23 protein-coding genes are annotated in these 24,630 nt (G+C 69.4%); 12 read left to right on the top strand and 11 right to left on the bottom strand.

The window, feature by feature from the left end; genetic code table 11:
* Positions 1-24 precede the first annotated feature (24 nt).
* From EDF27_RS15285 to EDF27_RS15275, 3 genes are all read left to right on the top strand, one after another.
* Complete coding sequence (locus EDF27_RS15285; protein ID WP_132049743.1) at positions 25-1,188, top strand: cysteine desulfurase family protein; 1,164 nt, start codon at positions 25-27, stop codon at positions 1,186-1,188.
* Positions 1,189-1,484: 296 nt separating this feature from the next.
* A complete protein-coding gene (locus tag EDF27_RS15280; RefSeq protein WP_165931522.1) occupies positions 1,485-1,973 on the top strand; it encodes a hypothetical protein in 489 nt (162 codons plus the stop codon).
* A 304-nt stretch (positions 1,974-2,277) separates the two neighbouring features.
* A complete protein-coding gene (locus tag EDF27_RS15275; protein ID WP_132049741.1) occupies positions 2,278-2,748 on the top strand; it encodes a 2'-5' RNA ligase family protein in 471 nt (156 codons plus the stop codon).
* A gap of 27 nt (positions 2,749-2,775) precedes the next feature.
* Here EDF27_RS15275 and EDF27_RS15270 read toward each other — a convergent pair whose 3' ends face one another.
* From EDF27_RS15270 to EDF27_RS15250, 5 genes are all read right to left on the bottom strand, one after another.
* Entirely contained in the window at positions 2,776-2,997 is a 222-nt protein-coding gene (locus EDF27_RS15270) for a hypothetical protein (protein ID WP_132049739.1), read from the bottom strand.
* Positions 2,998-3,072: 75 nt separating this feature from the next.
* Positions 3,073-3,390: a hypothetical protein gene (locus EDF27_RS15265; RefSeq protein WP_123704693.1), complete on the bottom strand. Its 318-nt coding sequence runs from the start codon at positions 3,388-3,390 to the stop codon at positions 3,073-3,075.
* A gap of 47 nt (positions 3,391-3,437) precedes the next feature.
* Positions 3,438-4,685: an MFS transporter gene (locus tag EDF27_RS15260; RefSeq protein WP_123704692.1), complete on the bottom strand. Its 1,248-nt coding sequence runs from the start codon at positions 4,683-4,685 to the stop codon at positions 3,438-3,440.
* A gap of 236 nt (positions 4,686-4,921) precedes the next feature.
* Complete coding sequence (locus tag EDF27_RS15255) at positions 4,922-5,563, bottom strand: NAD(P)-binding oxidoreductase (RefSeq protein ID WP_132049737.1); 642 nt, start codon at positions 5,561-5,563, stop codon at positions 4,922-4,924.
* A gap of 14 nt (positions 5,564-5,577) precedes the next feature.
* Positions 5,578-7,038, bottom strand: a complete 1,461-nt coding sequence (locus EDF27_RS15250) for an MFS transporter (protein ID WP_132049735.1) — start codon at positions 7,036-7,038, stop codon at positions 5,578-5,580.
* Here EDF27_RS15250 and EDF27_RS15245 point away from each other — a divergent pair.
* The gene (locus tag EDF27_RS15245; protein WP_132049733.1) at positions 7,037-7,744 is read left to right on the top strand and encodes a TetR/AcrR family transcriptional regulator C-terminal domain-containing protein; all 708 of its coding nucleotides are present in this window, start codon (positions 7,037-7,039) and stop codon (positions 7,742-7,744) included. The two genes, EDF27_RS15250 and EDF27_RS15245, sit on opposite strands and share 2 nt — an antisense overlap.
* A gap of 275 nt (positions 7,745-8,019) precedes the next feature.
* Here the strand turns inward: EDF27_RS15245 and EDF27_RS15240 are convergent, their stop codons facing one another.
* Both EDF27_RS15240 and EDF27_RS15235 read right to left on the bottom strand, forming a co-directional pair.
* Positions 8,020-8,427 (bottom strand): DUF2510 domain-containing protein, encoded by a 408-nt coding sequence (locus tag EDF27_RS15240; protein ID WP_243698378.1) that lies wholly within the window; start codon positions 8,425-8,427, stop codon positions 8,020-8,022.
* A 439-nt stretch (positions 8,428-8,866) separates the two neighbouring features.
* Entirely contained in the window at positions 8,867-9,355 is a 489-nt protein-coding gene (locus tag EDF27_RS15235; protein ID WP_132049729.1) for a MarR family transcriptional regulator, read from the bottom strand.
* A gap of 106 nt (positions 9,356-9,461) precedes the next feature.
* Here EDF27_RS15235 and EDF27_RS15230 point away from each other — a divergent pair, with 106 nt between their 5' ends.
* Complete coding sequence (locus EDF27_RS15230) at positions 9,462-10,253, top strand: SDR family NAD(P)-dependent oxidoreductase (RefSeq protein ID WP_123704682.1); 792 nt, start codon at positions 9,462-9,464, stop codon at positions 10,251-10,253.
* A gap of 76 nt (positions 10,254-10,329) precedes the next feature.
* Here EDF27_RS15230 and EDF27_RS15225 read toward each other — a convergent pair whose 3' ends face one another.
* Positions 10,330-11,334: a hypothetical protein gene (locus EDF27_RS15225; protein ID WP_132049727.1), complete on the bottom strand. Its 1,005-nt coding sequence runs from the start codon at positions 11,332-11,334 to the stop codon at positions 10,330-10,332.
* Positions 11,335-11,510: 176 nt separating this feature from the next.
* On the opposite strand from EDF27_RS15225, the gene EDF27_RS15220 reads away from it, so the two are divergent.
* On the top strand, positions 11,511-12,737 hold the full coding sequence (locus EDF27_RS15220; protein WP_165931520.1) for a glycoside hydrolase family 76 protein: 1,227 nt from the start codon (positions 11,511-11,513) through the stop codon (positions 12,735-12,737).
* A 35-nt stretch (positions 12,738-12,772) separates the two neighbouring features.
* Positions 12,773-13,798 carry an ROK family protein gene (locus EDF27_RS15215; RefSeq protein WP_132049723.1) on the top strand — a complete coding sequence of 342 codons (1,026 nt, stop codon included), beginning with the start codon at positions 12,773-12,775 and terminating at the stop codon, positions 13,796-13,798.
* Here the strand turns inward: EDF27_RS15215 and EDF27_RS15210 are convergent.
* Both EDF27_RS15210 and EDF27_RS15205 read right to left on the bottom strand, forming a co-directional pair.
* Positions 13,788-15,563: a class I mannose-6-phosphate isomerase gene (locus tag EDF27_RS15210; RefSeq protein WP_132049721.1), complete on the bottom strand. Its 1,776-nt coding sequence runs from the start codon at positions 15,561-15,563 to the stop codon at positions 13,788-13,790. The genes EDF27_RS15215 and EDF27_RS15210 overlap by 11 nt on opposite strands.
* Before the next feature lie 113 nt (positions 15,564-15,676).
* Complete coding sequence (locus EDF27_RS15205; protein ID WP_132049719.1) at positions 15,677-16,711, bottom strand: LacI family DNA-binding transcriptional regulator; 1,035 nt, start codon at positions 16,709-16,711, stop codon at positions 15,677-15,679.
* A 127-nt stretch (positions 16,712-16,838) separates the two neighbouring features.
* On the opposite strand from EDF27_RS15205, the gene EDF27_RS15200 reads away from it, so the two are divergent.
* From EDF27_RS15200 to EDF27_RS15180, 5 genes are all read left to right on the top strand, one after another.
* On the top strand, positions 16,839-18,110 hold the full coding sequence (locus tag EDF27_RS15200; RefSeq protein WP_148070927.1) for an ABC transporter substrate-binding protein: 1,272 nt from the start codon (positions 16,839-16,841) through the stop codon (positions 18,108-18,110).
* Positions 18,107-19,057 carry a sugar ABC transporter permease gene (locus tag EDF27_RS15195; protein WP_132049715.1) on the top strand — a complete coding sequence of 317 codons (951 nt, stop codon included), beginning with the start codon at positions 18,107-18,109 and terminating at the stop codon, positions 19,055-19,057. The genes EDF27_RS15200 and EDF27_RS15195 overlap by 4 nt, the downstream gene beginning before the upstream one ends.
* A gap of 13 nt (positions 19,058-19,070) precedes the next feature.
* Entirely contained in the window at positions 19,071-19,889 is an 819-nt protein-coding gene (locus tag EDF27_RS15190; RefSeq protein ID WP_132049713.1) for a carbohydrate ABC transporter permease, read from the top strand.
* A 54-nt stretch (positions 19,890-19,943) separates the two neighbouring features.
* Positions 19,944-23,063 (top strand): glycoside hydrolase family 38 C-terminal domain-containing protein, encoded by a 3,120-nt coding sequence (locus tag EDF27_RS15185; protein WP_132049711.1) that lies wholly within the window; start codon positions 19,944-19,946, stop codon positions 23,061-23,063.
* 198 nt (positions 23,064-23,261) lie between these two features.
* On the top strand, positions 23,262-24,227 hold the full coding sequence (locus tag EDF27_RS15180; RefSeq protein ID WP_132049709.1) for a phosphotransferase: 966 nt from the start codon (positions 23,262-23,264) through the stop codon (positions 24,225-24,227).
* Here the strand turns inward: EDF27_RS15180 and EDF27_RS15175 are convergent.
* Complete coding sequence (locus EDF27_RS15175) at positions 24,216-24,557, bottom strand: hypothetical protein (protein ID WP_132049707.1); 342 nt, start codon at positions 24,555-24,557, stop codon at positions 24,216-24,218. The two genes, EDF27_RS15180 and EDF27_RS15175, sit on opposite strands and share 12 nt — an antisense overlap.
* Between the last annotated feature and the right edge of the window lie 73 nt (positions 24,558-24,630).

Genomic DNA, 24,630 nt, shown 5'->3' with positions numbered 1-24,630 from the left:
AAAACGCTCGAAAAGGGGGTACCCATGCCGGTCTACCTCGACCACGCTGCCACGACACCGATCCTGCCCGAGGCGCTCGCCGCGTTCACCGACGCCCTGGCGACCGTCGGCAACCCCTCGTCCATCCACAGCGCCGGCCAGCGCGCGAAGATGCTGCTCGAGGACGGCCGCGCCCGCGTCGCCGCGTCGCTCGACGCCGAACCCGTCGAGATCGTCTTCACCTCCGGCGGCACCGAGAGCATCAACCTCGCCATCAAGGGCCTGTTCTGGGCCCGCCAGCAGGACCGTCCACGCCCCCGCATCGTGGTCGCGGCGGGGGAGCACCACGCCACCGTCGACACCGTCGACTGGCTGGAGCGCCACGACGGCGCAGTCGTCGACGTGGTCCCGTTGGACGCGGACGGTCGCGTCGACCTCTCCGGCCTGGAGGCTCGGCTCGCCTCCGCCTCGGACGTCGCCCTGGTCACGTTCCTCTGGGCCAACAACGAGGTCGGTACCATCCAGCCGGTCGCCAGGATCGTGGAGCTGGCGCACGCCGCCGGCGTCCCCGTGCACTCCGACGCGGTCGCCGCCTACGGGCAGGTCCCGGTGTCCTTCCGCGACTCCGGACTCGACGCCCTCAGCGTCTCTGCGCACAAGATCGGCGGGCCCGTGGGGATCGGCGCGCTCGTCCTCGGGCGCCGCGCCACGGTCGAGCCCCTCATCCACGGCGGTGGCCAGCAGCGGCAGGTCCGGAGCGGCACGCAGGACGCACCGGCGGCGATCGCGTTCGGGGTCGCCGCGTCCGCACCACACACGTCCGTGCAGGCCCTCCGTGACCGGCTGATCGCCGGGGTGCTGTCCGCCGTGCCCTCCGCGGTCCTCCGGGGCGACCCGATCGACCGGCTGCCCGGCAACGCGCACTTCACGTTCCCAGGGTGCGAGGGGGACTCGCTCCTGTTCCTCCTCGACGCCGCCGGCGTCGCCGTGTCCACGGGGTCCGCGTGCCAGGCCGGTGTGCCGGAGGCGTCGCATGTCCTGCTCGCGATGGGGCTGACCGAGGACGAGGCCCGCGGGGCGCTCCGCATCACGCTCGGGCACACCTCGACGGACGCGGACGTCGATGCGTTCCTGGCGGCGCTGCCGGACACCGTCGCGCGTGCGGGTGCGGCGGGGATGGCGTCCCGGGAACCGCTGCTCGGGCGGTAGGGCGGGGCGGGCGGGGCGTTCGTTCGGCGCGCCGTCAGTGCGACGCTCCGCGGACCACCTCTGTGCGACAGCGGACTTCTCGTCCCCGTTGGTCGCCGGGGCGCGACCGATGAACGACCGGCTTCTGGGACGAGTGAATGGGCTTTGGCGAGCCGCTAGGTCCATCGCACTTCACTACCGCCCCAAGTCAGACTGATGTCACCTGAAGACCGCAATCCCCAACCGCTCGTCAGCTTTCCTGGAAAGCTGTTGGCATGGGGTTGATGAGGCGGTGGCCATGGTGGCTGGCTGCGCTCGTGCTTGCCGTCGCGTTCGGCGGCCTGTGGTTTCTGGTGATGGTCGTCGTGATGCCGGAGCTCAGCACTGGCGAACGAGTCATCCTCTCTGCCATCCCGAGTTCCGCCTACGGCATCGTGATGGCGATATTCCTCATTCGCCAGCGGCGAGGTGACGGCGCAGCCCTGCAGCCTCCAGGCTTCCGCCGCGCACTCCGCCGCGCCGTCGTCCCACCCGACGTAGACATCGACGGATGGCGCCGAGCAGTGCAGCACCAGCGGAAGCAGTTCCGCCCACTGCGATGGGCGGCACCGCTGCTGTACGTGCCGATGACCGGCATCTCCATCTGGCTCGCAGTGACCGGACAACCGCTCTACTGGATTTTCGCCGGCCTCTTCGTCGCGATGCTGGTCGCCTCCCTGATCGTCATCCCTCGGGTGCTCCGCAGGACGGACACGATGCTGACCGAACTCGACCGGCGGAAGCAGTCAGTCCCGTCCAATCGGTGACGCTCGCGTCGTGAGCGAAATTGACGAGTCTGACGACCCCGCACCAAAGACTTGGACAACGAGATATCGGATCCCGATGGGAATCGGAACCGGCTTCTCGACCGCGCTGTGCTTCTGGCTGCTGTCCACCGGTGACACGACCGAGAAGTGGATCGGCGGGTAAGGTCGGCCGCCCTCGTCGCCTGGGTGTTCGTGTTTCGAACGCGCTACCGCCGCGGCTACTGACCTATCCTCGTCGGCGGCACGTGACCGTCCCACTGGCCGATCCGCTGTCGGGCTTCGCCGCCTGTCCTAGAGTCAGCGCGTGAAAAGCTACGCCGTTGTTGCGCTGTTTGATCCGCTGGATGTCGGTGCTGTCATCAATCGCCGAGCATGGCCGGCCCACGTCACCCTCGCGTCGAACTTCGTCACTTCCGCGTCGACCAGCGGGATAGCCCGGGCGGTTTACGAAGCCGCGCCCGTCGATGCGCCCATGAGGGTCCACGTCGGCGAGCAGGCTCTCTTTGGTCCGAATCGCGACGTACGAGTCCGTCTCGTGGATTCGAACCAGGCCGTCAGCGTGCACAACCGCCTTGCCGATCAGTTCGAGTCTCTCCCGGGCTTCGTTCCGGAGGAGCCCGCCTACTGGCGTCAGGGATACCGCCCGCATCTCACTCTCGGCCCGGCGGCGGCGGGCGAGGGCGACCGCGAGACCTCGAATTGCGTAGTCATCGTCGAAATTCGCGACACCGACGCCAGGGTCCTCGCTGCCTTCAACTCGCGAGGTGCGCTGTAGCCGATCATCGGGCGGGCATCTGACTCGTCAGCGCCTGATGAGTCCGACGACCAGCGTTGCTGCTGCGATGAGGCCTCCGAGGAAGAATCCGCATCCGATGAACCGCGTCAGCTCCGGAGTGATCTGGCCTTCCCAGAACTCTCCTTCGACCTTCCGCGCAAAGCGGGCGATCGGGTCCGGGAAAAGCACGAGGGCACAGCCCCAGGCAATACAGATCACCGCTCCGACCGCAAGGAAGAGGGCACCCACGTCCCGGACGGTACCGGATGACTGCCCGAGATGAGCGCTCTGCGTTTCGGCACAGGATCGGCTACCGGTCGTAAGTCACTCCAGGAGCGATTGCACCGCGTTCCAGAGGTCCATCTGCTTCCCGCCGGCGAAGAGCGCTCCAGCCTTCTTGAATCGGTAGGTCGTAGCGCCCGGCATTCCCGCTCCGAGCAGACGCACATGACCCACCAGGCGGCCATCCTCTGCGCTGGACACGTCCCAGTCCGACGGTGAACCAACAGGAGGGCCCTGACACACGACGACGTACCTGTGGCCAGCGTCCGTCTCAACCTCGAACTGTTGCACATGGTCCAGGTCCGCATCGCGGCCCTGCTGCTCGCCACGGACGGTCGCCAGCCGGATGTTCGCCTGCATACCCGAAGGATCCCACCAATCCCCGAGCGCGCCCGGTCAACGATCGGCTACCGGACGGCGTTCGTCCTGAGTGGTGAGCAAATCGCCACGACCACGGAGGCAGTGAACACGAGAGTCACCGCGAGCAGCGCGATGCTATCCCCGGCGATGGTCATCAGAGCGCCGCCACTCACTGCTCCCGCAGCCGCAAGGGTTCTGTTTGCGCTGCGCATCGTGCCGTTCATCCGACCGAGAAGCGCGTCGGGTGTGACAGTCTGGCGGAGGCTCATTTCGTTGGCGTTCTCGCAGCCCGCGGCAGCGCCGTGCACGGCGAACGCGACGAACAAGACCACGCCAGTCACCGGCGGTGCTGCGACGCCGAGGCCAACGGTCGTGAGCGCGATGGCCGCCCATGCGATCGGGTACGCGGCTCGAGCGGCAATGATCGTCCGGCCGGCGCCGAAGCGGGTGCCGAGGCGCGGTGCCGCAGTGGCGCCGAGGAGCATCGCGACGCCGCTGACGGCGAGGATGGCCCCGTACACGGCCGCTGGGAGCGCGAGGGTGCGGAGCGCTAGGGTCGCGAACACCGTCAATCCTGCGGCATTGGCGAGGAACCAGAGATGTGTCGACAGCGCCAGCGGTGCGAGCGTCGCATGACCGTACGTCCACCGCAGACCATCAGCGATATCGCTCCGCAGCCGCGCACCCGCCACGCGTGCTGCCTTCTGCTCGACAACCTGGACCCGGGCGATGAGGACAGCGTCGACAAAATAGCTCACCGCATCGAGCGCTACAGCCACCGGGGCGGTCACGATGCTGACCAGGACACCTCCGAGAGCCGGGCCCACCGTCTGCGCTGCCGCGTCACTCTGATCCACCCGCGCATTCGCCGTCAGGAGGAGCGAGCGGGGCACGATTCGAGGCAGAAGTGACTGCGTGGCGGCGAAGCCCACGACCGACAAGATGCCGAACACGAACAGTGCTGCCGCCGTGACCCAGAGATTCAGGAGCCCCGCCGCCCAGAGCACCGGGATCGCACCGAGGCACACTCCCCGACCGACACTCGCCCAGATCAGCAGCGGCTTCCGGCGGAAGCGATCGACGTACGCGCCGACGATCAGACCGAACAGTGCGTACGGCAGGAACTGGGCAGCGTTCACCAGCCCCACCTCGAACGGGCTAGCGTGCAGCACCGTCACCACGAGAACCGGCACGGCCACCGCGCTCACCGCTGATCCGAACGACGACACGGTCGCGGCAGACCAGTATGGGCGGAACCCGGGCACTCGACGCAGCGTGGTTACGTCGTCGCCCATGCGCCAACGCTGGCAGACCGCAACGCTGCGAGCAAGACAAGTCGCACCACGCCTGGCCCAAGTGCCCGAGGCGTGTCCGGTCACCGATCCTCGAACGGGACGTCGGCGGCTTGAGGTGTGCCAGTCCGATCGTCCACCGGCGAACGGACGCAGGACGTGGCGGGATCCGCCCGCCGGAAGGGCGCGATCGGTACCTACGGGTCGGAGGTCGTCGGGGTCGGGACCCGTGGAATCTGTCACGTGGTGATGGTCGGATTCCGACGGGTCCAGTGTTCGTTGTCCGCGCAGGAGATGACGAAGTCTGCGACGTCTTTCCTGGAGATGCTGATGCCGCCCTTCGGGTTCTTGCCGTCCTCGATCCGGTAGTTCCCGGACGGGGCCTCGTCGAGGAGCCGCCCCGGCCGGACGAAGGTCCAGGGGAGGTCGCTCGCCCGGAGCGTCGATTCCATCTGTCGCATGTCGCCGTAGGTGTTCTCCATGAACGGGACCATGAACGATCGGTACCACCAGGGGTGGTTCGGGTCGTCGTCGCGGACCCCGCTGGAGGTGATGCCGACAAAACGGTGGCTGCCGCCGGCGGTCGCGTCGACGACGGCTCGGGCGACGGCGGAGTACAGACCGTTCGACTTGCGACCGGACGGGCCGACTGCTGAGACGATGACATCGCCCGGTCGGAGAGTGCTCCGCAGGACGCGGGCATCGCGAGCGTCGGCAGCGATGACCTCGAGGCCGTCACGGGCGGCGAGGTTTGCACGTTCCGGCGAGCGGACGAGGGCGACTGCCTGGTGGCCTCTGTGGAGGGCTGATTCGAGAACGAGCCGGCCAGTGCGGCCGCCCGCGCCGAGGACGATGATCCGTGTTCGAGGGGTGGTGGTCATGAGGTGCGTGCCTTTCAGCGGGTGTGGGCGTGCGTGGGGATGCGGAGGACGAGCAGCGCGGCACACGCCATGAGTGCGATGACCACGGCGAGGCCGGTGATCATGGAGGCTGTGCTGGTGCTGGCGAGGAACACGGTGCCGAGGATCGAGATGCCGAGCACCGCGGCGATCTGCTGCAGGGAGGTCATGGCGCCGGCGGCGCTTCCGATCTCGTGACCGTCCGCGGTGCCGAGGATCGTCTGGATGACCGGGCCGAAGAGCAGGCCCTGGCCGAGACCCGTGACGAAGATCCCGACCTCGAACACGCCGACGTTCTGGTCCATCAGCACGGCCGTGGCGATGAGGACGAGGCCGATGACCTCGACGAGGAAGCCGATGTGCAGGCCGTGTCGTCCGACGGATGCTCGGAGGCGCGCGGCGATCGGCGCACCGACAGCGATGCCGATCGCGAGGGGCGCGAGTGCGAGCCCGGTGGCGATGGCGTCCTGGCCCCCGCTCAGCTGCAGGAAGAGCGACAGCAGCAGGTTGAGTCCGCCGGTGCCGGCGAACAGGGCGGCTGCGACGGCGAGCCCCGCAACGAAGGTCGGCTTCCCGAACAGGCTCGGCTCGAGGATCGGAGCGCTGCTGCCCCGGATCTGGCGGACCAGCGCCCATCCGGCGGGGACCGCGAGTGCGAGGAGCACGAACGACCACCAGGGCCAGCCGGACTCGCGTCCCTGGATCAGCGGGAAGACGAGGAGCGCCGCTGACACGGCGACGAGCGCCGCCCCAGCAACGTCGATGCGTGTACCGGGTCGACCGTCGTCGCGCGGGAGACACCGGACCGCGGCGATGAGGACGAAGAGTCCGATCGGGACGTTGATCAGGAAGATGGCACGCCATCCGCTCCCGCCGATGTCCCAACCGATGAGCGCTCCGGCGAGGATGGGCCCACCCACCCCGGCGATCGCGTTGATCGGGCCGAAGAGGGAGAACGCCCGGCCCTGTTCGCGCTGGTCGCGGAACAGGGCTCCGACGATGCCGTACCCCTGCGGGATCAGTAGTGCGCCGAACGCGCCCTGGAGCCCCCTCGCAGCGAGCAGGATGCCGATGGACGGTGCGAACGCGCAGGCGAGTGATGCGACCACGAAGCCGGCCGCGCCGACGAGGAAGACCCTGCGGCGGCCGAGGCGGTCACCGAGTCGCCCGCCCAGGATCAACAGGATGCCGAACGGGAGCGTGTACGCCGCGGTCAGCCACTGCAGGACGGCGTCTCCTCCGTGCATTGCTTCCTGCACCGAGGGAGCAGCGACGACCATCACGGTCGAGTCCAAGAGATCCATCGCGGTTGCGCAGAGGACAGCTGCCAGAGCGACCCACCTGTGATTGTGGTGGTGTTCCAAGTTGACTCCTAAGCGAACGTCGTTCGGGGCGAACGCTGTTCGTGACGAACACTGTACGCCTCGAACGTCGTTCGTCGCGTACGCTGGTCGCATGACGCCCGACACTCATCGGTCCGACTCGGCCCGGACGCGCCCTGCCAAACCACCGCTGAGCCGCGAGGCAATCGTCCACACCGCGCTGCTGCTCATCGACGAGTCCGGGATCGACGCCGTGTCGATGCGGAAGGTCGCGACGCGCCTCGACACGGCAGCAGCGTCGCTCTACGTCTACGTCGCCGACCGCAAGGACCTGCTCGAGGCCGCCTACGACCTCGCGCTGGCCGACGTGCCGGTCGGACACGGGGAACCCGCGGACTGGCGAGCCGAACTGGAGGGCCTCGTCACGGATCAGATCCACGTGCTCGCGACCCACGACGACATCGCTCTCGTCGCCCTGGTCGAGGCGCAGGTCGGCCCGAACGCCCTCGCCATCACCGAACGTGTCCTCGCCCTCCTCCGGAGGGGAGGTTTGGCCGAAGGGTCACTCCTGGCAGCCGCGGACCTCCTCGACCAGTACACGGCGTCGACCGCGGTCGAGCGAGCCAGCTGGGCACGCCGAGTTCGAGCGGAAGCGGAGCGTGCCGATGTGTCTGACGCGTCGATGCAGGCCGCTCGAAACCGCCTCGGGCGGGTGTACGACGCGCTTCCGGAGACCGAGTTCCCGGAGATCCGCGCGTTGCGAGCGCAACTCGACGAGTCCGACCCGGACGACCGTCACCGGTGGAAGCTCGGGGCGATCATCACCGGCATCACGAGCTGAGGCTTGATGCGAGTCGCGCAGGTCAGGCTTCATCGGAAGGACCGGACAGCTCCACATCCCATCGCCCGCAGCTGTCGCAGAAGACGATGAACAGGGACCAGCAGGTCGCCGCGATCATCGGGCGGGCTGGTGGCAGTGTTCGCCAGCGTGGGTGTGATCGTCGCATGGGCGACGGGGTTCATCAGCTTGTAGCGATCGACCAGGAGTCGCTGAGCGACCGAGCATCGGACACGGTTCTGACGTGTGCGCGTTCTCTCCGTCGTGCGCTGCCGCTGCTACGGGAGCATCTGGTGGAACAGTGCTACCGATCGGGTGATGCCGAGGACCACGCCGATGACGAACACCGCGAGGTAGACCCACAACGGCCACATTGCCCGTCCCGGGGCGACTCTGCGCACCACGACGTACCGGCCGATGACGTAGACGATCGGCGACAGGAACGCCCACGGCCACGAGAACGGGCGAACGACGCCGCGGCGTTTCAGCACCCGGTGGTCGAAGAGCGCCAGCAGGACGTTCGCGGCGTAGAGGAGCACGCTCACGCCCTGCACGATGGCGTACCCGGCGGTGTAGATCGACGTCGGGTCGATGGTCCGGATGTGTGATGGGCCGATGAACTCGTACCGGAAGTGCGGCTGGTAGACGAGCAGCAGCGGCGCCGTGACCAGGGGGAGCAACGCCATGAGCCACACGAAGACCGTGTCGGTTCGCGTGGTGTCGGGAATCGGCGGGCGAGGCATCTGCGACGTCGGCGGTCCGAGATGCTGCGTCCACTGCGCTCCATCCCACCAGCGGGTCCCGCGGGGGCCGGACGGGTCCGGGTACCACCCTGGCGGCGGGGCATACGACATCGGCAGCTCCTCGAACGTGAACAATGATCGTTACAGCGTTCGACGCTAGACCGGCCCTGACCCGACCACAAGCGCCCGTGCGTTCCAGGCCGCGCGGTGAGGCCCTGGCTCGTCTCAGCGATGCTGGGAAGAGGTCCTTCTCAGCTGTGTGCGGTTGTGAGACCGCGACGAGCTCCGGCCCCGATGAACGCCCGGCTTTCCGCGCCTGATCGCGGGGCGAACGATCCCAAGCACTCATCGACCTTCTTCGAGCACATCGCGCGATGCGTTCTCAATGTCGCCCGCCTCCGGGGGGTCGCCACGCTGGCGCAGGGTCCACCGCGCCGGCGACACCCCGCGCGATGACGCCGAGCTGGCGCGCCTGTGCCCGACTGATCGTGTCGAAGACCAACCGTCGGACGAGTGCCTGGTGCGCCGGCGTCGATTCCGCGACCTTCTCGTGTCCGTCCTCGGTCAGCACCGCGAGCGTGAACCGGCCGTCCGTCGGGTCGACGACACGGCGAACCCATCCCTTCCGTTCGAGTCTGGTGACAGCTCGGGACAGCCGGGAGAGTGTCGAACTCGCGTACCCGGCGAGGGTGCTCATCCGCAGCGTCCGATCAGGAGCGGTGTCGAGGGCGGTGAGCACCCCGTGTTCGAAGTGGGTGAGCCCGCTGTCCCGCTGCAGCTGCGCGTCGAGGGCGGTTGGGAGTCGTTCGAGCAGCGTCGCCACGGCCGCCCATGTCTCGAGTTGCTCGTCACTGAGCTCCGGCTGCGCCATTCCCACAGCGTAGGGCGAATGACTTGCCCAGGCAACTCATTCGCCCTACGGTACTTGCTCAGGCAAGTCATCGCGTCGTCCGGCGCGGGACGACCGAGGAGGAACCGTGGACCTGCAGCTCCAGGACAAGACGGCGTTCATCAGTGGATCGACGCAGGGCATCGGCTACGCGATCGCATCAGCTCTCGCCGCCGAAGGCGCGCGGGTGATCGTGAACGGCCGGGATCGCGCCCGCGTCGACGACGCCGTCGAGCGCCTGCGGCGAGAGCACCCGGGCACCGACCCCTCCGGGATCGCGGCCGACTTCGCCGATCCCGACGAGGTCGCGCGACTGCTCGAAGCACTCGACCACGTGGACGTCCTGGTGAACAACGTCGGACTGTTCGGACTCGCCGACTTCGAGTCGATCGCCGACGAGGACTGGGAACGGTACTTCGCGGTCAACGTGATGAGCGGTGTGCGGCTGTCGCGACACCTGCTCAACGGGATGCTCGAACGCGGCTGGGGTCGCATCGTGTTCATCGGCAGCGACTCCGGCGTCAACGTGCCGGTCGACATGATCCACTACGGCATGACGAAAGCGGCCATGATCGCCCTCGGCAACGGCCTTGCCAAACGGACCCGTGGCACGGCCGTCACGGTCAACACCGTGCTCGGCGGGCCCACGTACTCCGACGGTGTCGCGTCCACGGTCGACGCGATCGCGGCGACCCGGTCGCTCCCCGTCGAGACGGTGCAGCGAGCGATCATCAGCGAGAACCGGACTCTGCTCCTCGAACGCTTCATCGCGCCGGCCGAGATCGCAGCCCTCGTGACGTACCTCGCGAGCCCGATGGCGTCCGCGACGAACGGTGCGGCCGTCCGGGCCGACGGTGGTGTGCTCACGGGTCTTCTGTAGCCGTGGCAGCAGGAGACGCGCTCACCGGCGGACGACGCCGCCGGCGGCCTCGAAGCGCTCCGGCGATGGACAACGATCAGGAGGCGATGGGCTTCGGCTCCCACGCTGGGTCCGCTGTCGGGTGTGCCTCGACGTACCGGCGCGCTCGGCGGATGCGCATGATCATCCACGGGAGCGCCCACGCGAGGAACCCCACCATGAGCACCAGGAAGACGGTGGAGAACGTGACCAGGTCGCCGCGCAGGATCCCGCTGGCGAGCTGGAACGCGATCGAGACGTAGAAGAGCGTGATGTACGCCGTGTTGAACTGCAACACGAGCTGCACGACCTGCGCGTACCGCACCGCGCTCGGCTGCTCGGCCTCGTCGATGGGGATGTCCTTGCCGCGGAGCACCACCTTCGCGTACCGACGCAGCCGGTCCACGTCGCGCCCGCCGGCATCGCGGAGCAACCGGCTGAAGGGGAGGGCGACGACGATCGACGCGAACGCCGTGGCGAGGAACGTGAGCTGCCCCGCCAGCAGAGCCGCGATCAGCGCGTCGTGGGGAGGGTTGTGCACGAGGATGTCGAGCACAGCGACACCGACCGCCGAGACGATCGCGGCGATGACGAACGTGATGCCGATGACGACGACCTTGCGCCGGATGACGTCCGGACCGGGGAGGACCTGGTCGTGGAGCGCGACCATCGGTGGTTCCAGACGGCGGAGCCGGCTCCCGATCGGACGCGCGACGACGAACAGGACCGCGGCCCCGCCGACGAGCACCGCCGGCACCCACACCGGCGCCCGGGCGGACAGGCTCGCAACCACGACGACGACCGCTGCGACGACGTCGACGGCGAGCACGACGAGGGAGACGCGCTGCAGGTAGCGGCTGCGGCCGGACGGCGTCCGATCGTCGAAGTACGCGGCCCAGGAGCCGATGACCAGCGGCCCGAACACGAGGAACGGTGACGCGGAGGCGGCGGCGATGAGCAGTGCGTCGGGGGCTTCCCGCAGGTACAGCGCGGTGAGCAATCCCGCGCCGAGGGTGAGCGCGGTCGTCACGATGATCGTCACCAGGAAGGCCAGGACTCGCATGTGTGCTCCTCGGATCGCGTCGACGCGGTGTCCACGCTGCTCCCGATGATGGCCGACTCGTACCGCGTTAGAACGAACCATGCGGTTCCCCGCAGGAGGAGTGGCGGTCCGGCTCGTCCTTGCGGCCCGCACGGCAGCATCGTATGGTAACGATACCAACAACCAGGGGAGCAACGATGCTCAGCTCGATTCCCGCGCCGGCCACCCGCGCTGTTCGTCTCACCACCGCCGCGATCGTCGTCGGCGCACTCGCCGTTGCGGCACCGCACGCAGCCGCTGCCGCGACCGCCGGCCCGTCCACGCCGGACGCTGTCTGGCAGCAGCGCGCGAGCGCCACCTACGACGCCATGCAGGACAACCTCTCCACAGGAGCCGCGGGCCACGGGCTGTACCGCGAGAACACCGACACGACCACCGGCAACCCGTACTCGTTCCTCTGGGAGTACCGCGAGGCCACCCAGGCCGCGCTCGACCTGCAGGGGATCGGCGGCGTCGGCCCGGCCTACGCCAACTCGGCCGCGGCTCGTGTCGATGGGTTCCAGCACTACTACGCGGTCGCACCGGGCGGTCGCCCCGGGTACGAGTCGTACCTGCCGGCACCGCTCGGCACCGGCGGGGACGTGTACTACGACGACAATGCCGTGGTGGGTCTCTCGTTCATCAGCCAGTACCAGGCGACCGACGACCCCGCGTCCCTCGACCACGCGCGCGCGGCGTTCGACGTGGCGGTCCGGAGCTGGAACACCGACTCCTCGCTCACCTGCGCGGGTGGCTCGGACTGGATCGACCGCCCGGACAACACGACCCGAGCCGCGAACGTGACCGGGCTCACCGCCCAGCTGGCGGCGCACCTGTACGAGGAGACCGAGGACGCGTCGTACCTGCGCTGGAGTACCCGTCTGTTCGACTGGAACAACAGGTGTCTGCGTCAGTCGGCCGGGCTCTACCGGAACAGCATCGGTGACGACGGCAGCGTCGACTCCACGCTCTGGACCTACAACTCCGGCGCGATGATCGGCACGGCGACGATCCTCTACCGGGCGACCGACGACCCGAAGTACCTCCGGCAGGCGACCTCGGCTGCGCACGCTTCGCTTCGCTACTGGAGCGCGGCCGGTCGGCTCCAGCAGCAGCCGGCGGTCTTCGACGCGTTCTACTGGAAGGACCTGCTGCTGCTCGACTCCGTGCAGCACGACCCGTCCTACCGCGCCGCTGCCGAGCAGTGGGCGACGGCGACGTGGCGCGACAACCGCGACCCCGCGACCGGCCTCTTCCACTTCCAGCCGAGCGGCGGCGGTGACCCCGACTGGGATCGACCGGCGGCGACGCTCGACCAGGCGGCGATGATCCAGGTCTTCGCCGTGCTCGGGTGGTCGTCCGACCACTTGGGGGACGTCAGTTGAGCGAACGGCGGAGCAGCAGGGCCCCTGTCGGCGTCATGGACGTGGGCGGGGGCCACGTCACGGCAGCGCTCATCGACCCGGCGTCGGTGGGCGACGTCCTGGTCGAGCGAGGGGCGCCGGTCGATCCGCACGCGGAGCGCGATGCGCTCCTCGAGCAGCTCGCCGCTCCCGGGCGGGTACTGGCCGAGCACGAGACGCTCGCGGGCTGGTCGATCGCGATGCCCGGGCCGTTCGACGCCGCGGCGGGAACCGGCACGTTCGCCGGGGTCGACAAGTTCCAGTCGCTCGCCGGGATCGACCTCCGGGCCGCCCTCGCCGATCGGTTGGGCGTCGCTCCGGGAGCGGTGCGGTTCGTCAACGACGCCGTCGCGTACGGCATCGGCGAGTGGGCGTCGGGCGCCGGGGTGGGTGCGCACCGGATGATCTGCGTCACGCTCGGGACCGGGGTCGGTTCGGCGTTCCTCGTCGGCGGGGAAGAGGTCCGGAGCGGGCCGACCGTGCCGGAGGCGGGGGAGGTGCACCGGCTCACGATCGACGGTCGCCCACTGGAGGAGACGATCTCCTCGCCGGCGATCCGTCGCGCCGATCGCGCGCGATCCGGTCGGGAGCGGACCGTCGAGGAGATCTGCGCCGCTGCGCGGGCCGGCGACCGGGGAGCGCGCGAGGTCGTCTCGTCGGCGATGCGCGCGCTGGGTGTGGCGCTGCGGCCGTGGGCGGAGCGGTTCGCGGCGGATCGAGTCGTCGTCGGCGGTTCGATCGCGCGGTCGTGGGACGTCATCGAGGCACCGCTCCGAGCGGGGCTGACGCTGGACACGCACGGCGCGACGCACCCGCCGACGAACGAGTCGACGCACCCGCCGACGAACGAGTCGACGCACCCGCCGACGAACGTGTCGACGCACCCGCCGACGAACGTGTCGACGCACGCGCCGACGAACGAGTCGACGCACGCGCCGACGCACCCGCCGACCGGAGTGGTCCGGGCCGCGCTCGGCTCCCGGGCGCCGCTCGTCGGTGCCGCGATGGCGTGGGCGAGCGGCACCCGCCCGCTCAGTCGCTGAGCCCGGTCCCGCGGACCGACGCCTTCACCGTGCCGAGGCGCTGCCCCACCCCGCGTCCGCAGGGACGGATCGTGTAGCGGCCGACGCTCGCGGGCACGATGAACGTCTCGGCGTAGTGCACGACGAACGGCTCGAACGCACCGTCGGGACTCTCGACGACGGCCTCCGCCCCCTCGACGAGGTTGAGGACGTTCACGGTGCCATCGGTGTCGTGCGGGACGACGTCATCGAACCAGTGCCGCCGGACCTCGATGAACTCGAGCTCGTGGAGCCCGGTGCGTTCCTCGACCCAGCCGTCGCCGCGTGCGACCTCGGTCACCTGGTTGACGAGTTCGTCCCGGGTGAAGTCGGTGCGGCGGTCCCACTGGATGTTCGCGAAGGCGTGGTCGAGGTGCACCGGACGCGGGACTCCGTCGAGACCGACCCGGCCCCAGTCCCACATCTTGAAGGTGAAGATGTACGGCGTCGCTGAGATCTCGAGGACCATCGAGTCCGCCCCCGAGCAGTGCACGGTGCCCGCGGGGATGAGGAAGTGGTCGTGCTTCTTCGCGGGGAAGGTGTTGACGAAGCGGTCGGCCGGGAAGGGTTCCTCTCCGGAGGACGCGGTCCGCAGCGCGGCCTGCATCGCCGCGGGGTCGGCGTCGTCCCGGACCCCCAGGTACACGACGGCGTCCTCTGTCGCATCGAGCATGTAGTAGCTCTCGTCCTGCGTGTAGGGCATGCCGAAGACGCTCTGCATGTAGTCGGTCAGCGGGTGTACCTGCAGGGAGAGGTTGCCGCCGGCCATCGTGTCGAGGAAGTCGAAGCGGATCGGGAACTCGGCGCCGAACCGCGCGTACGTCTTCGCCCCGAGCAGCTCGCGCGGCTGCCGGAAGACGAGGTCGAGCGCGGGCAGCTCGACGACCGTGTCGCCGATGCGGAACAGGAGACTGTTCTCCTCGGGGACGCAGTCGAAGCACCAGGCGTAGTTGTCGGCGTCCCCGACTTCGAGGACCTCCTTCATCCACTGCCCGCCCCACACGCCGGGATCGAAGAAGGGGACCACGCGGAACGGACGGTGGCTGGCGAGCTCGAGGCCGGCGAGGAACGTGTCGCCCGTGATGAGCTTCGCGTCCGCCATCGAGCCGTTGGCGTCGAGGACCAGGTCGATCCGGTCGAACAGGGTGCGCTTGTGCCGGTCGGCGGCGCGCCACTCGACGAAGTAGCCGCGCTTGACCTTGCGTAGCTGGTCCTCGTCGGCGTTGTCGGCCCGCCAGTTCGGCGCGCCGGCTCGCTGACGGCGCTGGATCTCCCACCGTGCCAGGTCGGCGAGCACCACCGTGTCGAACGCCGTCGGCACGAGCGTGGCGCCCCAGCCGAAGACGACGACGGGGCCGTCGGCGGCGCTGATCCGCTCGGCGAGGTCGGCGAGGCGGGCCTCGTCGTAGAAGTCGGTGAGCACCTGGTGTCCGAGGACGCCGAAGACGCGGTCGTCGGTGAGGTTCGCGGCGATGCGCTCCTCGATGACGGCGTTCGGCAGGGCTGCTGCGGCTTCGACGTCGATGAGGACCGCGTCCGGGGCGACTGCTGCGAGCTCTCGGCGGAGGCCGTCCAGATCGCTCCCCGGGTACGTGTCCACGGCCATGACGTGCCGGCCGGAGAGGCGCGCGGCGAGTTGCTCCCAGGTGTCCTTGCCGGTCCAGACGTCGTGTCCCGGCGGGAGGTCGATGGCGGGTGCCTTGTCGTACTGACCGACGGTCACTCCGGTGGGCAGGAAGGTGGACATGGTGCCCCTTTCGCACTGATAACGTTACCAACACTACCCCGGAAGCCGTCCTGGGACGCAAGCCGGGCCTCCAGATCGAACGGAACGAGGCCGGGCTCCGGACGAACGCGCGCTCAGTGGTGGACGATGCGCACCGGCAGCTCGACCAACCGCGGCGGCTCGCCGTCGGCGGAACCGTCGAGCCGTGACAGCAGCATCCGCGCCGCGACGCGGCCGAGCTCCGCCGGGTCGTGGTCGATGACGGACAGCGGGATCGGTGCCATGTCCGCGAAGTCGAACGAGTCGAACGCGAACAGGCTCGGCGGCGAGGTGACGGTCCCGTCGTCGACGGCCTTCGCGATCGCGCGGATCGCGCCGACGCTGATCCGGTTGTTCGCGGCGAACACGGCGGTCGGCGGCTCGGGCAGGGCGAGGAGGCGGTGCATCGCGCGCTCGGCGGTGTCGGTGTCCTGCAGTTCCAGGACCACGAGGTCCTCGTCCGGCGTGGCCCCGTGTGCGGCGAAGGCGCTCCGGAACCCAGCGAGGCGGCGCTGGCCGGTGGACACGGTGACCTTGTTGCCGAGGAACGCGATCCGACGGTGCCCGTCGTCGAGCATGAGCGCGGTGGCGTCACGGGCGCCGTGCACGTCGTCGATCAGGACCGCGTCGGCCGCGACGTCCTCGACGGTGCGCGAGGCGAGGACGAGCGGCACGTCGTTGAGGCGGTCGGTGGCGAAGCGCTCGACGTCCTGTCCGACCGGCACCACGATGAGCCCTTCGACCTGCCGGCCGAGGAAGTCGGAGAGGAGCTGCCGCTCGAGGCCCGCATCCTCGTTCGTGGTGCCGACGAGGATGCGCCGTCCGGTGGCGGCGACGACCCGCTCGATGCCCTGCACGACGCCGGCGTAGTAGGGGTTGCCGATGTTCGTGATCATCACGCCGACGAGACCGGAGCGCTGCCCGGGGCGGAGGCTCCGGGCGTTCTCGTTGCGGTGGTAGCCGACTTCCGCGATGACGCGTTCGACGTGTTCCCGGAGTTCGGGGCGCACGTTCTTGCCCCCGGAGAGCACCCGGGAGACCGTCATCGGGCTGACCTCGGCGACCCGGGCGATGTCCTTCACGGTCATCGCCGGCTTCCGTGCCGGTCCGGACCCAGCGGCTGCGTGCATGTGTCCCTGTATACCGGACATCCCTCTTGCGGCTGGTCCGGCGCCGTGTATGCTCCCGTTGGTAACGTTATCAATTCACCGTCGAATGGAACGCCCGATGCCGAACCCGTTCTCCCGAGGGCCAGCCGTGACCCGACGCACCGCGCTCGCGCTGGGCGGTGGCGGCCTGCTCGCCATGACCCTGGCCGCCTGTGCCAGGGGCTCCGACACCCAGCCGTCCGCGCCCGGCACAGTGACCCTGAACAGCGACAACCCCACCTGGGGCCCCGGCTACGCCGCCGCGTCCGCCGTCCTGGCGAAGCGCATCGGCTACCGCATCACGTCACGGTCGATCGCCAGCGTGAACAACTACACGCAGGTCATCCGGATGACGGCCCAGACCGACAGCACGACCGACCTCATCAAGTGGACGAACGGGTACCGCCTGCAGGACATCGCCCGTGCCGACATCCTGACCGACCTCAACCCCGTGTGGGACGCCGCCGTCGACCGCGGCTGGGTGGACCCGGCGCAGCGCGAGTCGTTCAGCTACCGCGGCAAGGCCTACGGCGTCCCGCTCTACAAGAGCTACTACGCCGTGTTCTACAGCAAGAAGGCGTTCGCCGAGCACGGCATCGACGTGCCGACGACCTTCGACGAGATGCTCGACGCTGCGCAGCGGCTCAAGGACGCCGGCATCACCCCGTTCCTCTCGCCCGGCGCCACCACCTGGGAAGCCGAGATCTGGTTCATGCAGCTGCTCGCCTCGATCGACCCGGACTACTACAAGGCCGTCACGACGGACAAGGCCAGCTACACGGAGGCCCCGGCGCAGCGGGCGATGGACCTCTGGTCGTCGATGTACGCCGACGGGTTCTTCTCCGCGCCGGACGTCACGTCGAACGACCTGCCGGGTCTGGTCAAGAAGGGGCAGTTCGGCATGATGCTCTACGGCACGTGGTTCGCGAACACCCTCCTCGCCGCCGGGCTGAGCGACGCGGACATCGGGTTCTTCCGGGTCCCGCCGCAGGGGTCCGCGGCGCCGGCGATCGTCGTCGAGAGCGGGTCGCTGTCGGTCCCGGTCAAGGCGCACCGCCACCGTGCCGCGGTCGAGGTCGCACAGAACTGGCTCGCGACCGACGTGCAGACGGCCTGGGTCGGGTTCCTCGGCGACACGAGTCCGAACCCGCACGCGCTGCCGAAGTCGAACCTCGTGAAGGTCCTGGCGAAGGACATCGCCGACACCCGCCCCGTCGAGCTCACCCGCTACTGGGAAGCCTCGCCCACGCCGCTCATCGAGGGCAACGTGCAGGACCTCGGGTCCTTCATGGTGAACCCCTCGAAGTCGAACGGCACCGCCACCCTGCGCTCCATGCAGAACCGAGCAGTGACCGAGTGGAAGACCTGGAACGCCGCATGACACTCACACAACCTCCCGTCCCCGACACGGTGCTCGACCAGGAGGCACGGCCCACCGACCGACGTCGGCCCGCGTCGACGAGACAGGCACCGCTCAGGGCCCGCCTCACCGGCGGCGCCTTCCTCGCCCCGTCCGTGCTGCTGGTCGTCGCGCTGCTCGTCGTCCCGTTCCTGTTCACGATCTACCGCAGCTTCTTCAACGACAACGGGTTCACCCGGAGCTGGGTCGGGATCGAGAACTACCGCGCGATGTTCGCCGACCCCGCGTTCGGGCAGTCCGTGCTGAACACGTTCCTCTGGGTGGTCGGCACGCTGCTGCTGCCGGTGGGGATCGGCCTCGCGATCGCGGTCGGCACGTGGAAGCTCAAGCTCGGCGGGCTCGCCCGGTTCGCGATCGTCCTGCCCTACGCGATCTCCGGCTCGGCGACCGCCGTGGTCTGGACGTTCATGCTCTCCACGGACGGCGGCCTGGACACGCTCCTGCGGATGGTCGGCCTCGACGGGCTCGTCTCGCAGTGGCTGCTCCAGTGGCCGCTGAACACGGTGATGATGATCATCGCGACGACCTGGCAGGCCACCGGCGCCTGCGTGATCCTGTTCCTCGTCGGCCTCCAGTCGATCCCGCCGAACACGCTCGAAGCCGCGCAGATCGACGGCGCCTCCGGGTGGCGGCTGTTCTGGTCCGTGACGTTCCCGCAGCTCCGCCCGATGACGGTGGTCGTGGTCGGGATCTCGATCGTCGGCAGCCTGAAGGTCTTCGACCAGGTGCTGCTGCTCACGAATGGCGGCCCCGGCACGGCGTCCGAGACGCTGGCGCTGACGATGTACCGCGAGACGTTCACCCTCTCCCGGTACGGATCGGGTGCTGCCGTCGCCGTGTTCCTGACGCTCGTGGTCGTCGTGGCCTCGTGGGCGTACCTCCGCCGGCAACTCCGACCCACCGACTAGCTGGAGCCGTTCGATGACGAAGAACTCTCGCCGCATCCTGGCCGTCGTGCTGACCGTCGTGTCGCTGATCTGGCTGATCCCGTCCTACCTGCTCGTGGTGAACGCGTTCACGAAGAGCGCCGACTACTCGGGCACGCCGTCGTGGTGGCCGACCTCGTGGTCGCTGTTCGACAACATCGCCACCGCCTTCCAGAACGCGAACGTCGGGCAGGGGATGCTGAACAGCCTGCTGTACTCCGTCGTCGGAGCCGGTGCCGCGGTGTTCATCGCGGCCCTGGCATCGTTCGCGGTGACGATCATGCCGGTGAAGCGCCCGACGTTCTGGTTCTGGGTGATCTACATCGGCACGATCCTCCCGCTGCAGGCGTTCCTGTCGCCGCTGTTCACCGGGTACGCCGCCGCGTCGCTGTTCGACACCCAGTACGGGATGCTCCTCGTCTACGTCGCGCTGACGATCCCCTTCGCGTTCTTCGTGGTGCGCGGCCACATGACCGGGCTGCCGAACGAGGTCCGCGAAGCAGCGTCGCTCGACGGGGCGGGATGGGTCCGGATGTTCTTCCAGGTCCACCTGCCGCTGTCGACGAGCGCCCTCCTCGCCGCGTTCGTCTTCCAGTTCACCTGGATCTGGAACGACCTGCTGTTCGGCCTGACGCTGTCGACGAGCCCGAACATCCGGCCGGTGATGGCGACCCTTGCCGACCTGACCGGCAACTACTCGACGTACGGGCCGCCGGTGGCGCTCGCCGGGGCGCTCGTCGCGTCCCTGCCGACGATCATCGTGTTCTTCGCGTTCCAGCGGTTCTTCGCGCGTGGGCTCAACCCGACCGCCTGACCGACATCCCCGTCTCCCCGCACCTCGTCCCGACCCCGAAGGAAGTCCGTCTCGATGACCGAACCCGCCCTCGTCTCCGCACAACCCTGGTCCCACCTGGAGGCCCGTGCCGGCCTGCTCGACCGGGCCACCGTCGTGGCCGCGACCATCGGTGGCACCCGCGTCCGGGTCCTCCCCGAACCGCTCAAGACCGAGCGGGACGGCGTCGTCGTGCAGGCCGTGCGACTGCTCGTCGACGGGCAGCGACCCGACCCGGCCACCGCGACGCTCACCGGACCCGGCGGCGACCTGGTCGTCGGCGATGCGCCGGCCCCCGACGACACGTCCGTCCGGCTCCTCGTCCGCGCCGTCGACGAACCGACCGAGGTGTCCCTGGCGCTGCCGGACCTCGGCGACGAGACGATCTCCTTCCTGCTGCAGCCGCAGCGGGACTGGTCCGTGCACGTCGTGCACCACTCCCACTTCGACTTCGGGTACACAGACCCGCAGACCACCGTGATCTCCGCGCAGCGGTCGTACCTCGACTCGGCGGTCGAGCTCGCCGCGGCGACGAGCGAATGGCCGGACGCCGCGCGCTTCCGGTGGAACGTCGAGGCACTGTGGGCGTTCGCCGACTGGGAGCGACACCGCCCCGCGGCGAAGGTCGCCGAGTTCGTGCGGCTCGTGCAGCAGGGCTCGATCGGCCTCAGCGCCATGCCGTACAACCTGCACACCGACACCTGCTCGACGGAAGAACTCCACGAGCTGCTGCGTGAAGCCCGCCGCATCCGCGAGCAGTACGGCATCGACTTCACGACCGCGATGCAGACCGACGTGCCCGGGCAGGTCGCCGGGCTGCCCGACGCCCTGCAGGAGGTCGGGGTCCGGTACCTCGCCGTGGCACACAACTGGGCGGGACGTTCGATGCCCCACCAGAACGGCGCCCTCGAGCTGCCGCGACTGTTCCGCTGGCGGACGCCCGCCGGCAACTCCGTCGTGGTCTGGATGACGGACAGCCCGCACGGCCTCGCCTACATGGAGGGGCCGATGGTGGGCCTGACCGAGTCGTACGAGGTGGCCGAGACGTACCTGCCGGCGTACCTCACCGCACTCGCGACCCGCGGCTACCCCTTCCCACCCGGGGTCTTCGGCGCACACGGCGAAACGGCAGAGGGACGACCGGGATACCCCTGGGGTGTGCTGCACCTGCGCACCCAGGGCTTCATGGGCGACAACGGCCCGGCGCGACTGCACCTCTCCGAGGTCGTCCGGCGCTGGAACGACACGTGGACGTCGCCGACCCTGCGCGTCTCGACGAACGAGGACTTCTTCGCCGAGGCGGAGGCACGGCACGGCGACGAGCTCGTCACCGTCGAGGGGGACTGGGGCGACTGGTGGGTCGAGGGCGTCGGGTCGGCCGCCGTGCCGCTGGCGCTCACCCGCGAGGCGCAGGCGACCGTCAGCGACGCACGCTCCTTCTCGCAGGCGGCTGCATGGCTCGGGGGCCAGGCGATCCCGACGGAGCGTGCGGATGCGGACTCCGCGTACGACGCGATCTCGATGTTCAACGAGCACACCTGGGGCGCGAGCAACTCGTGGACCCACGGCGACGAGGGCTACGACTCGGGGGAGCGGCAGTGGCAGTGGAAGGTCGCGCAGGCGCTCACCGGCCACCAGCGCAGCCGCGACCTCGAAGAGCACGCGCTCGTCTTCCTCGCGGACACCGTGGCGGCGCCGGACGACGCCCTCGTGTCGATCGTGGTGGCGAACGCGTCCGGAGTCATCCGCACCGGAGCGGTCCGCTTCCTGGTGAAGGAGTCGACCGTGCCGCTCGACGCCGGCGTGCGCGTCCGTGACGGCCGCACCGGCGCTCCGCTCCGTCTGGTCGTCGAGCCGCAGTCGAACTCGCTCCACCGCGAGTCGGGCCGCTGGGCGAGGGTGCAGCTGACCGACGTCCCGGCGTTCGGGTTCGTGCGGATCGACGTGCTGCCCGCGGACGACGCCGCGGAGCCTCCCCGCGTCCACGATGCACTGACGACGCCCGCCGCGGAGCTGTTCTCGCTCGACAACGAGTACCTCCGGGTGCGCGTCGATCCGGGCACCTCCACCATCCGCTCCGTCGTCGAGGTGGCGACCGGGCGGGAGATCGTCGAGCAGGACGCCCCGGCCGGGTTCAACGGCTACGTCTACGACGAGTACGGCTCGTCCGGGGCGGGGGTCAACCACCTCTCGAACAAGCTGTGGAGCTCGGATCGCCTCGAACTCCTCGCCAGCCGCACGACCGGCGGGCCCGCCGTGCTGGTGGAGCGGGTCACGGACGCCGTGGAGGAACGGCTCGTCTACCGGTTCGCAGCAGCCGGTGTCGACGCGGTGACGGTCACGCTGCGCCTGCGGCACGGTGAGCCGCGACTCCGCATCGAGAACCGTCTCGAGAAGCCCGTCACCCGCACGAAGGAGAGCGCCTTCTTCGCGTTCCCGTTCGCCGCGACCGACCCCGTCGTCCGCTACGAGGTCTCCGGAGGCGTGACCGGCGACGGGCTGCCGCACGTCCCCGGCGCCCCGCAGCACATGCGTGCGGTCCGGAACTGGGTCAGCGTGCAGGACGGCGACGACGCCGTGGTGTGGGTGACCAAGGACGCGCCGCTCGTGCACCCCGGTACGATCTCGTTGCCGTACGCGCCGTTCCCCGCGAGCACCGCGCCGAACCGCTCGGCGACCGTCTACTCGTGGTTGCACAACAACGTGTGGGACACGAACTTCCCCATCGAGCAGGGGTTCACCGCCACGTTCGAGTACGCGATCGGCGTCCGGTCCCACGCAGCCGAGCCGACTGAGTCCGTGGCGGTGCAGACGACTGCCGACCTCGTCCGACCGCTCGCCGCGGTGCCGGCATCCGGTACCGGCACGGCGGACCAGGCGTCGGCGGAGCTCCTCACGATCAGCGATCCCCGCGTGCGGCTCGTGTCCGTGGTCGCCGGGGACGACGAGCACACGTCGATCGTGCGGCTCCAGTCGTCCGCGGACCAGCCGGTCGACGTCGAGCTCGCGTTCGGAGTCGACCTCGACACCGCCGTCCGCGCGACCTACCTCGGCGACGACACCGGGGCTCCCGTCGATCTCGTTGCCGACGTCGTGCGGACCTCGCTGGCGCCGTTCGAGGCGGCTGCGGTCCGCGTCCGGCGCGCGGCTCGGTGACCAACTGCGGACGGGAGGCTCGTGGCGGCGCCGCCACGAGCCTCCCGTCCGTCCTGTGGCGATGGCGGACATCCACCTGCTTCCGCACGGCGGTGCGCGGTAGCGTGCGCTCGTGCACCTCGCGAACATGCGCATGGTCGGGACAGGACGGCTTCGCCTTGCAGTCCCGCAAGGTCGTCGAGCCGATCGTGGGGATCGATGAAGATCGAGCTGTTGTGGGAACAGGACGACCCGAACGAGGTGCTGCGGACCCGGTTCGGCTTCGCGGGGCCGATTGTGCGCGATTGGGTCACGGCGGCGGTGGCGCATCACTGGGGCGTCCGAGTCGAGCCCCCGGAGCGCATCGTGATGAGCGGTGGCAACGCCCTCGCGTGGGTGCGCAGCGGCGACGAACTTCTCCTGGTCAAGTGGTCGGTCGCGCCCGAGCGGTTCGAACGGCTCGCATTCGCCGCCGACCTGACTGCCTGGCTCGGAGCGCAGGGGTTGCCGGTGTCCGCACCGCTGCCGACCCTCGCGGGTGCGGTCCAGGTGAGGAACGGCGGCACGTCGATGGGCCTGCAACGCGTCATCGAGGGAGACCACCTCGATGTCGGCGACGCCGATCAGGTCGCGGCCGCAGGCGCGACGCTTGCTCGGCTGCACGATGCGCTCCGTTCGTGCCCGCTGCACGACTCGGACCACGAGGTCCTGGCTCCGCCGTCACCGCTCCGTCAGCAGGTCTCCGACTGGCTCGCCTCCGAGCCGTCGACGTCGGCCCCGCACGCTCGCGACGTCGTGGAGCGCATGCTCGAACGAGCACCGGAGGGTCTCCCGCCCATGCAGATCGTGCACGGCGACTACCGTGCTTCGAACATCTTGCGTGCAGGCAGCGAGGTCGTCGGCGTGCTCGACTTCGAGGAGCTTCGACTCGACCATCGAGTCGGCGAGATCGCGCGCTCGGCGGTCTTGCTCGGCACGCTCTTCCGGGACGGGGGCCCCGTCCCTGCGTCCGTGCGACAGCAGTTCCTGGACGGCTACCAGGCAGTCCAGCCCCTCACGGACGAGGAGCTTCGCTGGTGGCCGGTCCTCGTGCTCTGGTACTCCCTGGCGCTCGTCCCTTCGGGCGATGACCCCAACGGGTGGGGCCGAGCAGCGGTCGAGCAGCTCGGGCACTCAACGAGGTAGCTGGTGGCTGGTGAGGGCTTCGTGGATGAGGTGGATGTCCTTCGCGCCCTGTCCCCAGTCGGAGAACGAGAGTCGCAGCGACGGGGCGGTCCGCACCTCGACGCTCGTGCCGCCGTCCTCCTGAGCGTCGAGCTCAACGGTGATCAAGTCCCCCCAGGTCGTCCAGCTCGGTGACGACATCAGCACCACGCGTCGCGCTGTCACGTACCGAACGCGCATGCCCCGGATGTCCTCGGCAGCGGCAACCAGCCGGTCCTTCACGGTGTCGGGAGCAAGCGGCAGGGAGAACCGAGCGCTGGAGCGCGACCACCGAGTGTGGATCTCGAGCATGGGTCCATTCAAGCCACTCCGCTGCAGGTCGGGTGAGGTCGGCTGGTGCCCTGGCAGCCACGTCCGGGAAATG

The sequence above is a fragment of the Curtobacterium sp. PhB136 genome (assembly GCF_004346855.1).
GTDB lineage: Bacteria > Actinomycetota > Actinomycetes > Actinomycetales > Microbacteriaceae > Curtobacterium.
The sequence above is the reverse complement of the archived record's forward strand: the minus strand, read 5'-3'. Positions and strand labels throughout refer to the sequence as shown.

Excerpts from the sequence above, each read along its gene's own strand:
- EDF27_RS15175 (WP_132049707.1), bottom strand. The coding sequence starts at position 24,557 with ATGCTCGAGATCCACACTCGGTGGTCGCGCTCCAGCGCTCGGTTCTCC.
- EDF27_RS15220 (WP_165931520.1), top strand. The coding sequence starts at position 11,511 with ATGCTCAGCTCGATTCCCGCGCCGGCCACCCGCGCTGTTCGTCTCACC.
- EDF27_RS15180 (WP_132049709.1), top strand. The coding sequence starts at position 23,262 with ATGAAGATCGAGCTGTTGTGGGAACAGGACGACCCGAACGAGGTGCTG.
- EDF27_RS15195 (WP_132049715.1), top strand. The coding sequence starts at position 18,107 with ATGACACTCACACAACCTCCCGTCCCCGACACGGTGCTCGACCAGGAG.
- EDF27_RS15210 (WP_132049721.1), bottom strand. The coding sequence starts at position 15,563 with ATGTCCACCTTCCTGCCCACCGGAGTGACCGTCGGTCAGTACGACAAG.
- EDF27_RS15215 (WP_132049723.1), top strand. The coding sequence starts at position 12,773 with ATGGACGTGGGCGGGGGCCACGTCACGGCAGCGCTCATCGACCCGGCG.
- EDF27_RS15285 (WP_132049743.1), top strand. The coding sequence starts at position 25 with ATGCCGGTCTACCTCGACCACGCTGCCACGACACCGATCCTGCCCGAG.
- EDF27_RS15205 (WP_132049719.1), bottom strand. The coding sequence starts at position 16,711 with ATGCACGCAGCCGCTGGGTCCGGACCGGCACGGAAGCCGGCGATGACC.
- EDF27_RS15260 (WP_123704692.1), bottom strand. The coding sequence starts at position 4,685 with ATGGGCGACGACGTAACCACGCTGCGTCGAGTGCCCGGGTTCCGCCCA.
- EDF27_RS15255 (WP_132049737.1), bottom strand. The coding sequence starts at position 5,563 with ATGACCACCACCCCTCGAACACGGATCATCGTCCTCGGCGCGGGCGGC.
- EDF27_RS15245 (WP_132049733.1), top strand. The coding sequence starts at position 7,037 with ATGACGCCCGACACTCATCGGTCCGACTCGGCCCGGACGCGCCCTGCC.
- EDF27_RS15185 (WP_132049711.1), top strand. The coding sequence starts at position 19,944 with ATGACCGAACCCGCCCTCGTCTCCGCACAACCCTGGTCCCACCTGGAG.
- EDF27_RS15240 (WP_243698378.1), bottom strand. The coding sequence starts at position 8,427 with ATGGCGTTGCTCCCCCTGGTCACGGCGCCGCTGCTGCTCGTCTACCAG.
- EDF27_RS15225 (WP_132049727.1), bottom strand. The coding sequence starts at position 11,334 with ATGCGAGTCCTGGCCTTCCTGGTGACGATCATCGTGACGACCGCGCTC.
- EDF27_RS15265 (WP_123704693.1), bottom strand. The coding sequence starts at position 3,390 with ATGCAGGCGAACATCCGGCTGGCGACCGTCCGTGGCGAGCAGCAGGGC.
- EDF27_RS15250 (WP_132049735.1), bottom strand. The coding sequence starts at position 7,038 with ATGCGACCAGCGTACGCGACGAACGACGTTCGAGGCGTACAGTGTTCG.
- EDF27_RS15235 (WP_132049729.1), bottom strand. The coding sequence starts at position 9,355 with ATGGCGCAGCCGGAGCTCAGTGACGAGCAACTCGAGACATGGGCGGCC.
- EDF27_RS15190 (WP_132049713.1), top strand. The coding sequence starts at position 19,071 with ATGACGAAGAACTCTCGCCGCATCCTGGCCGTCGTGCTGACCGTCGTG.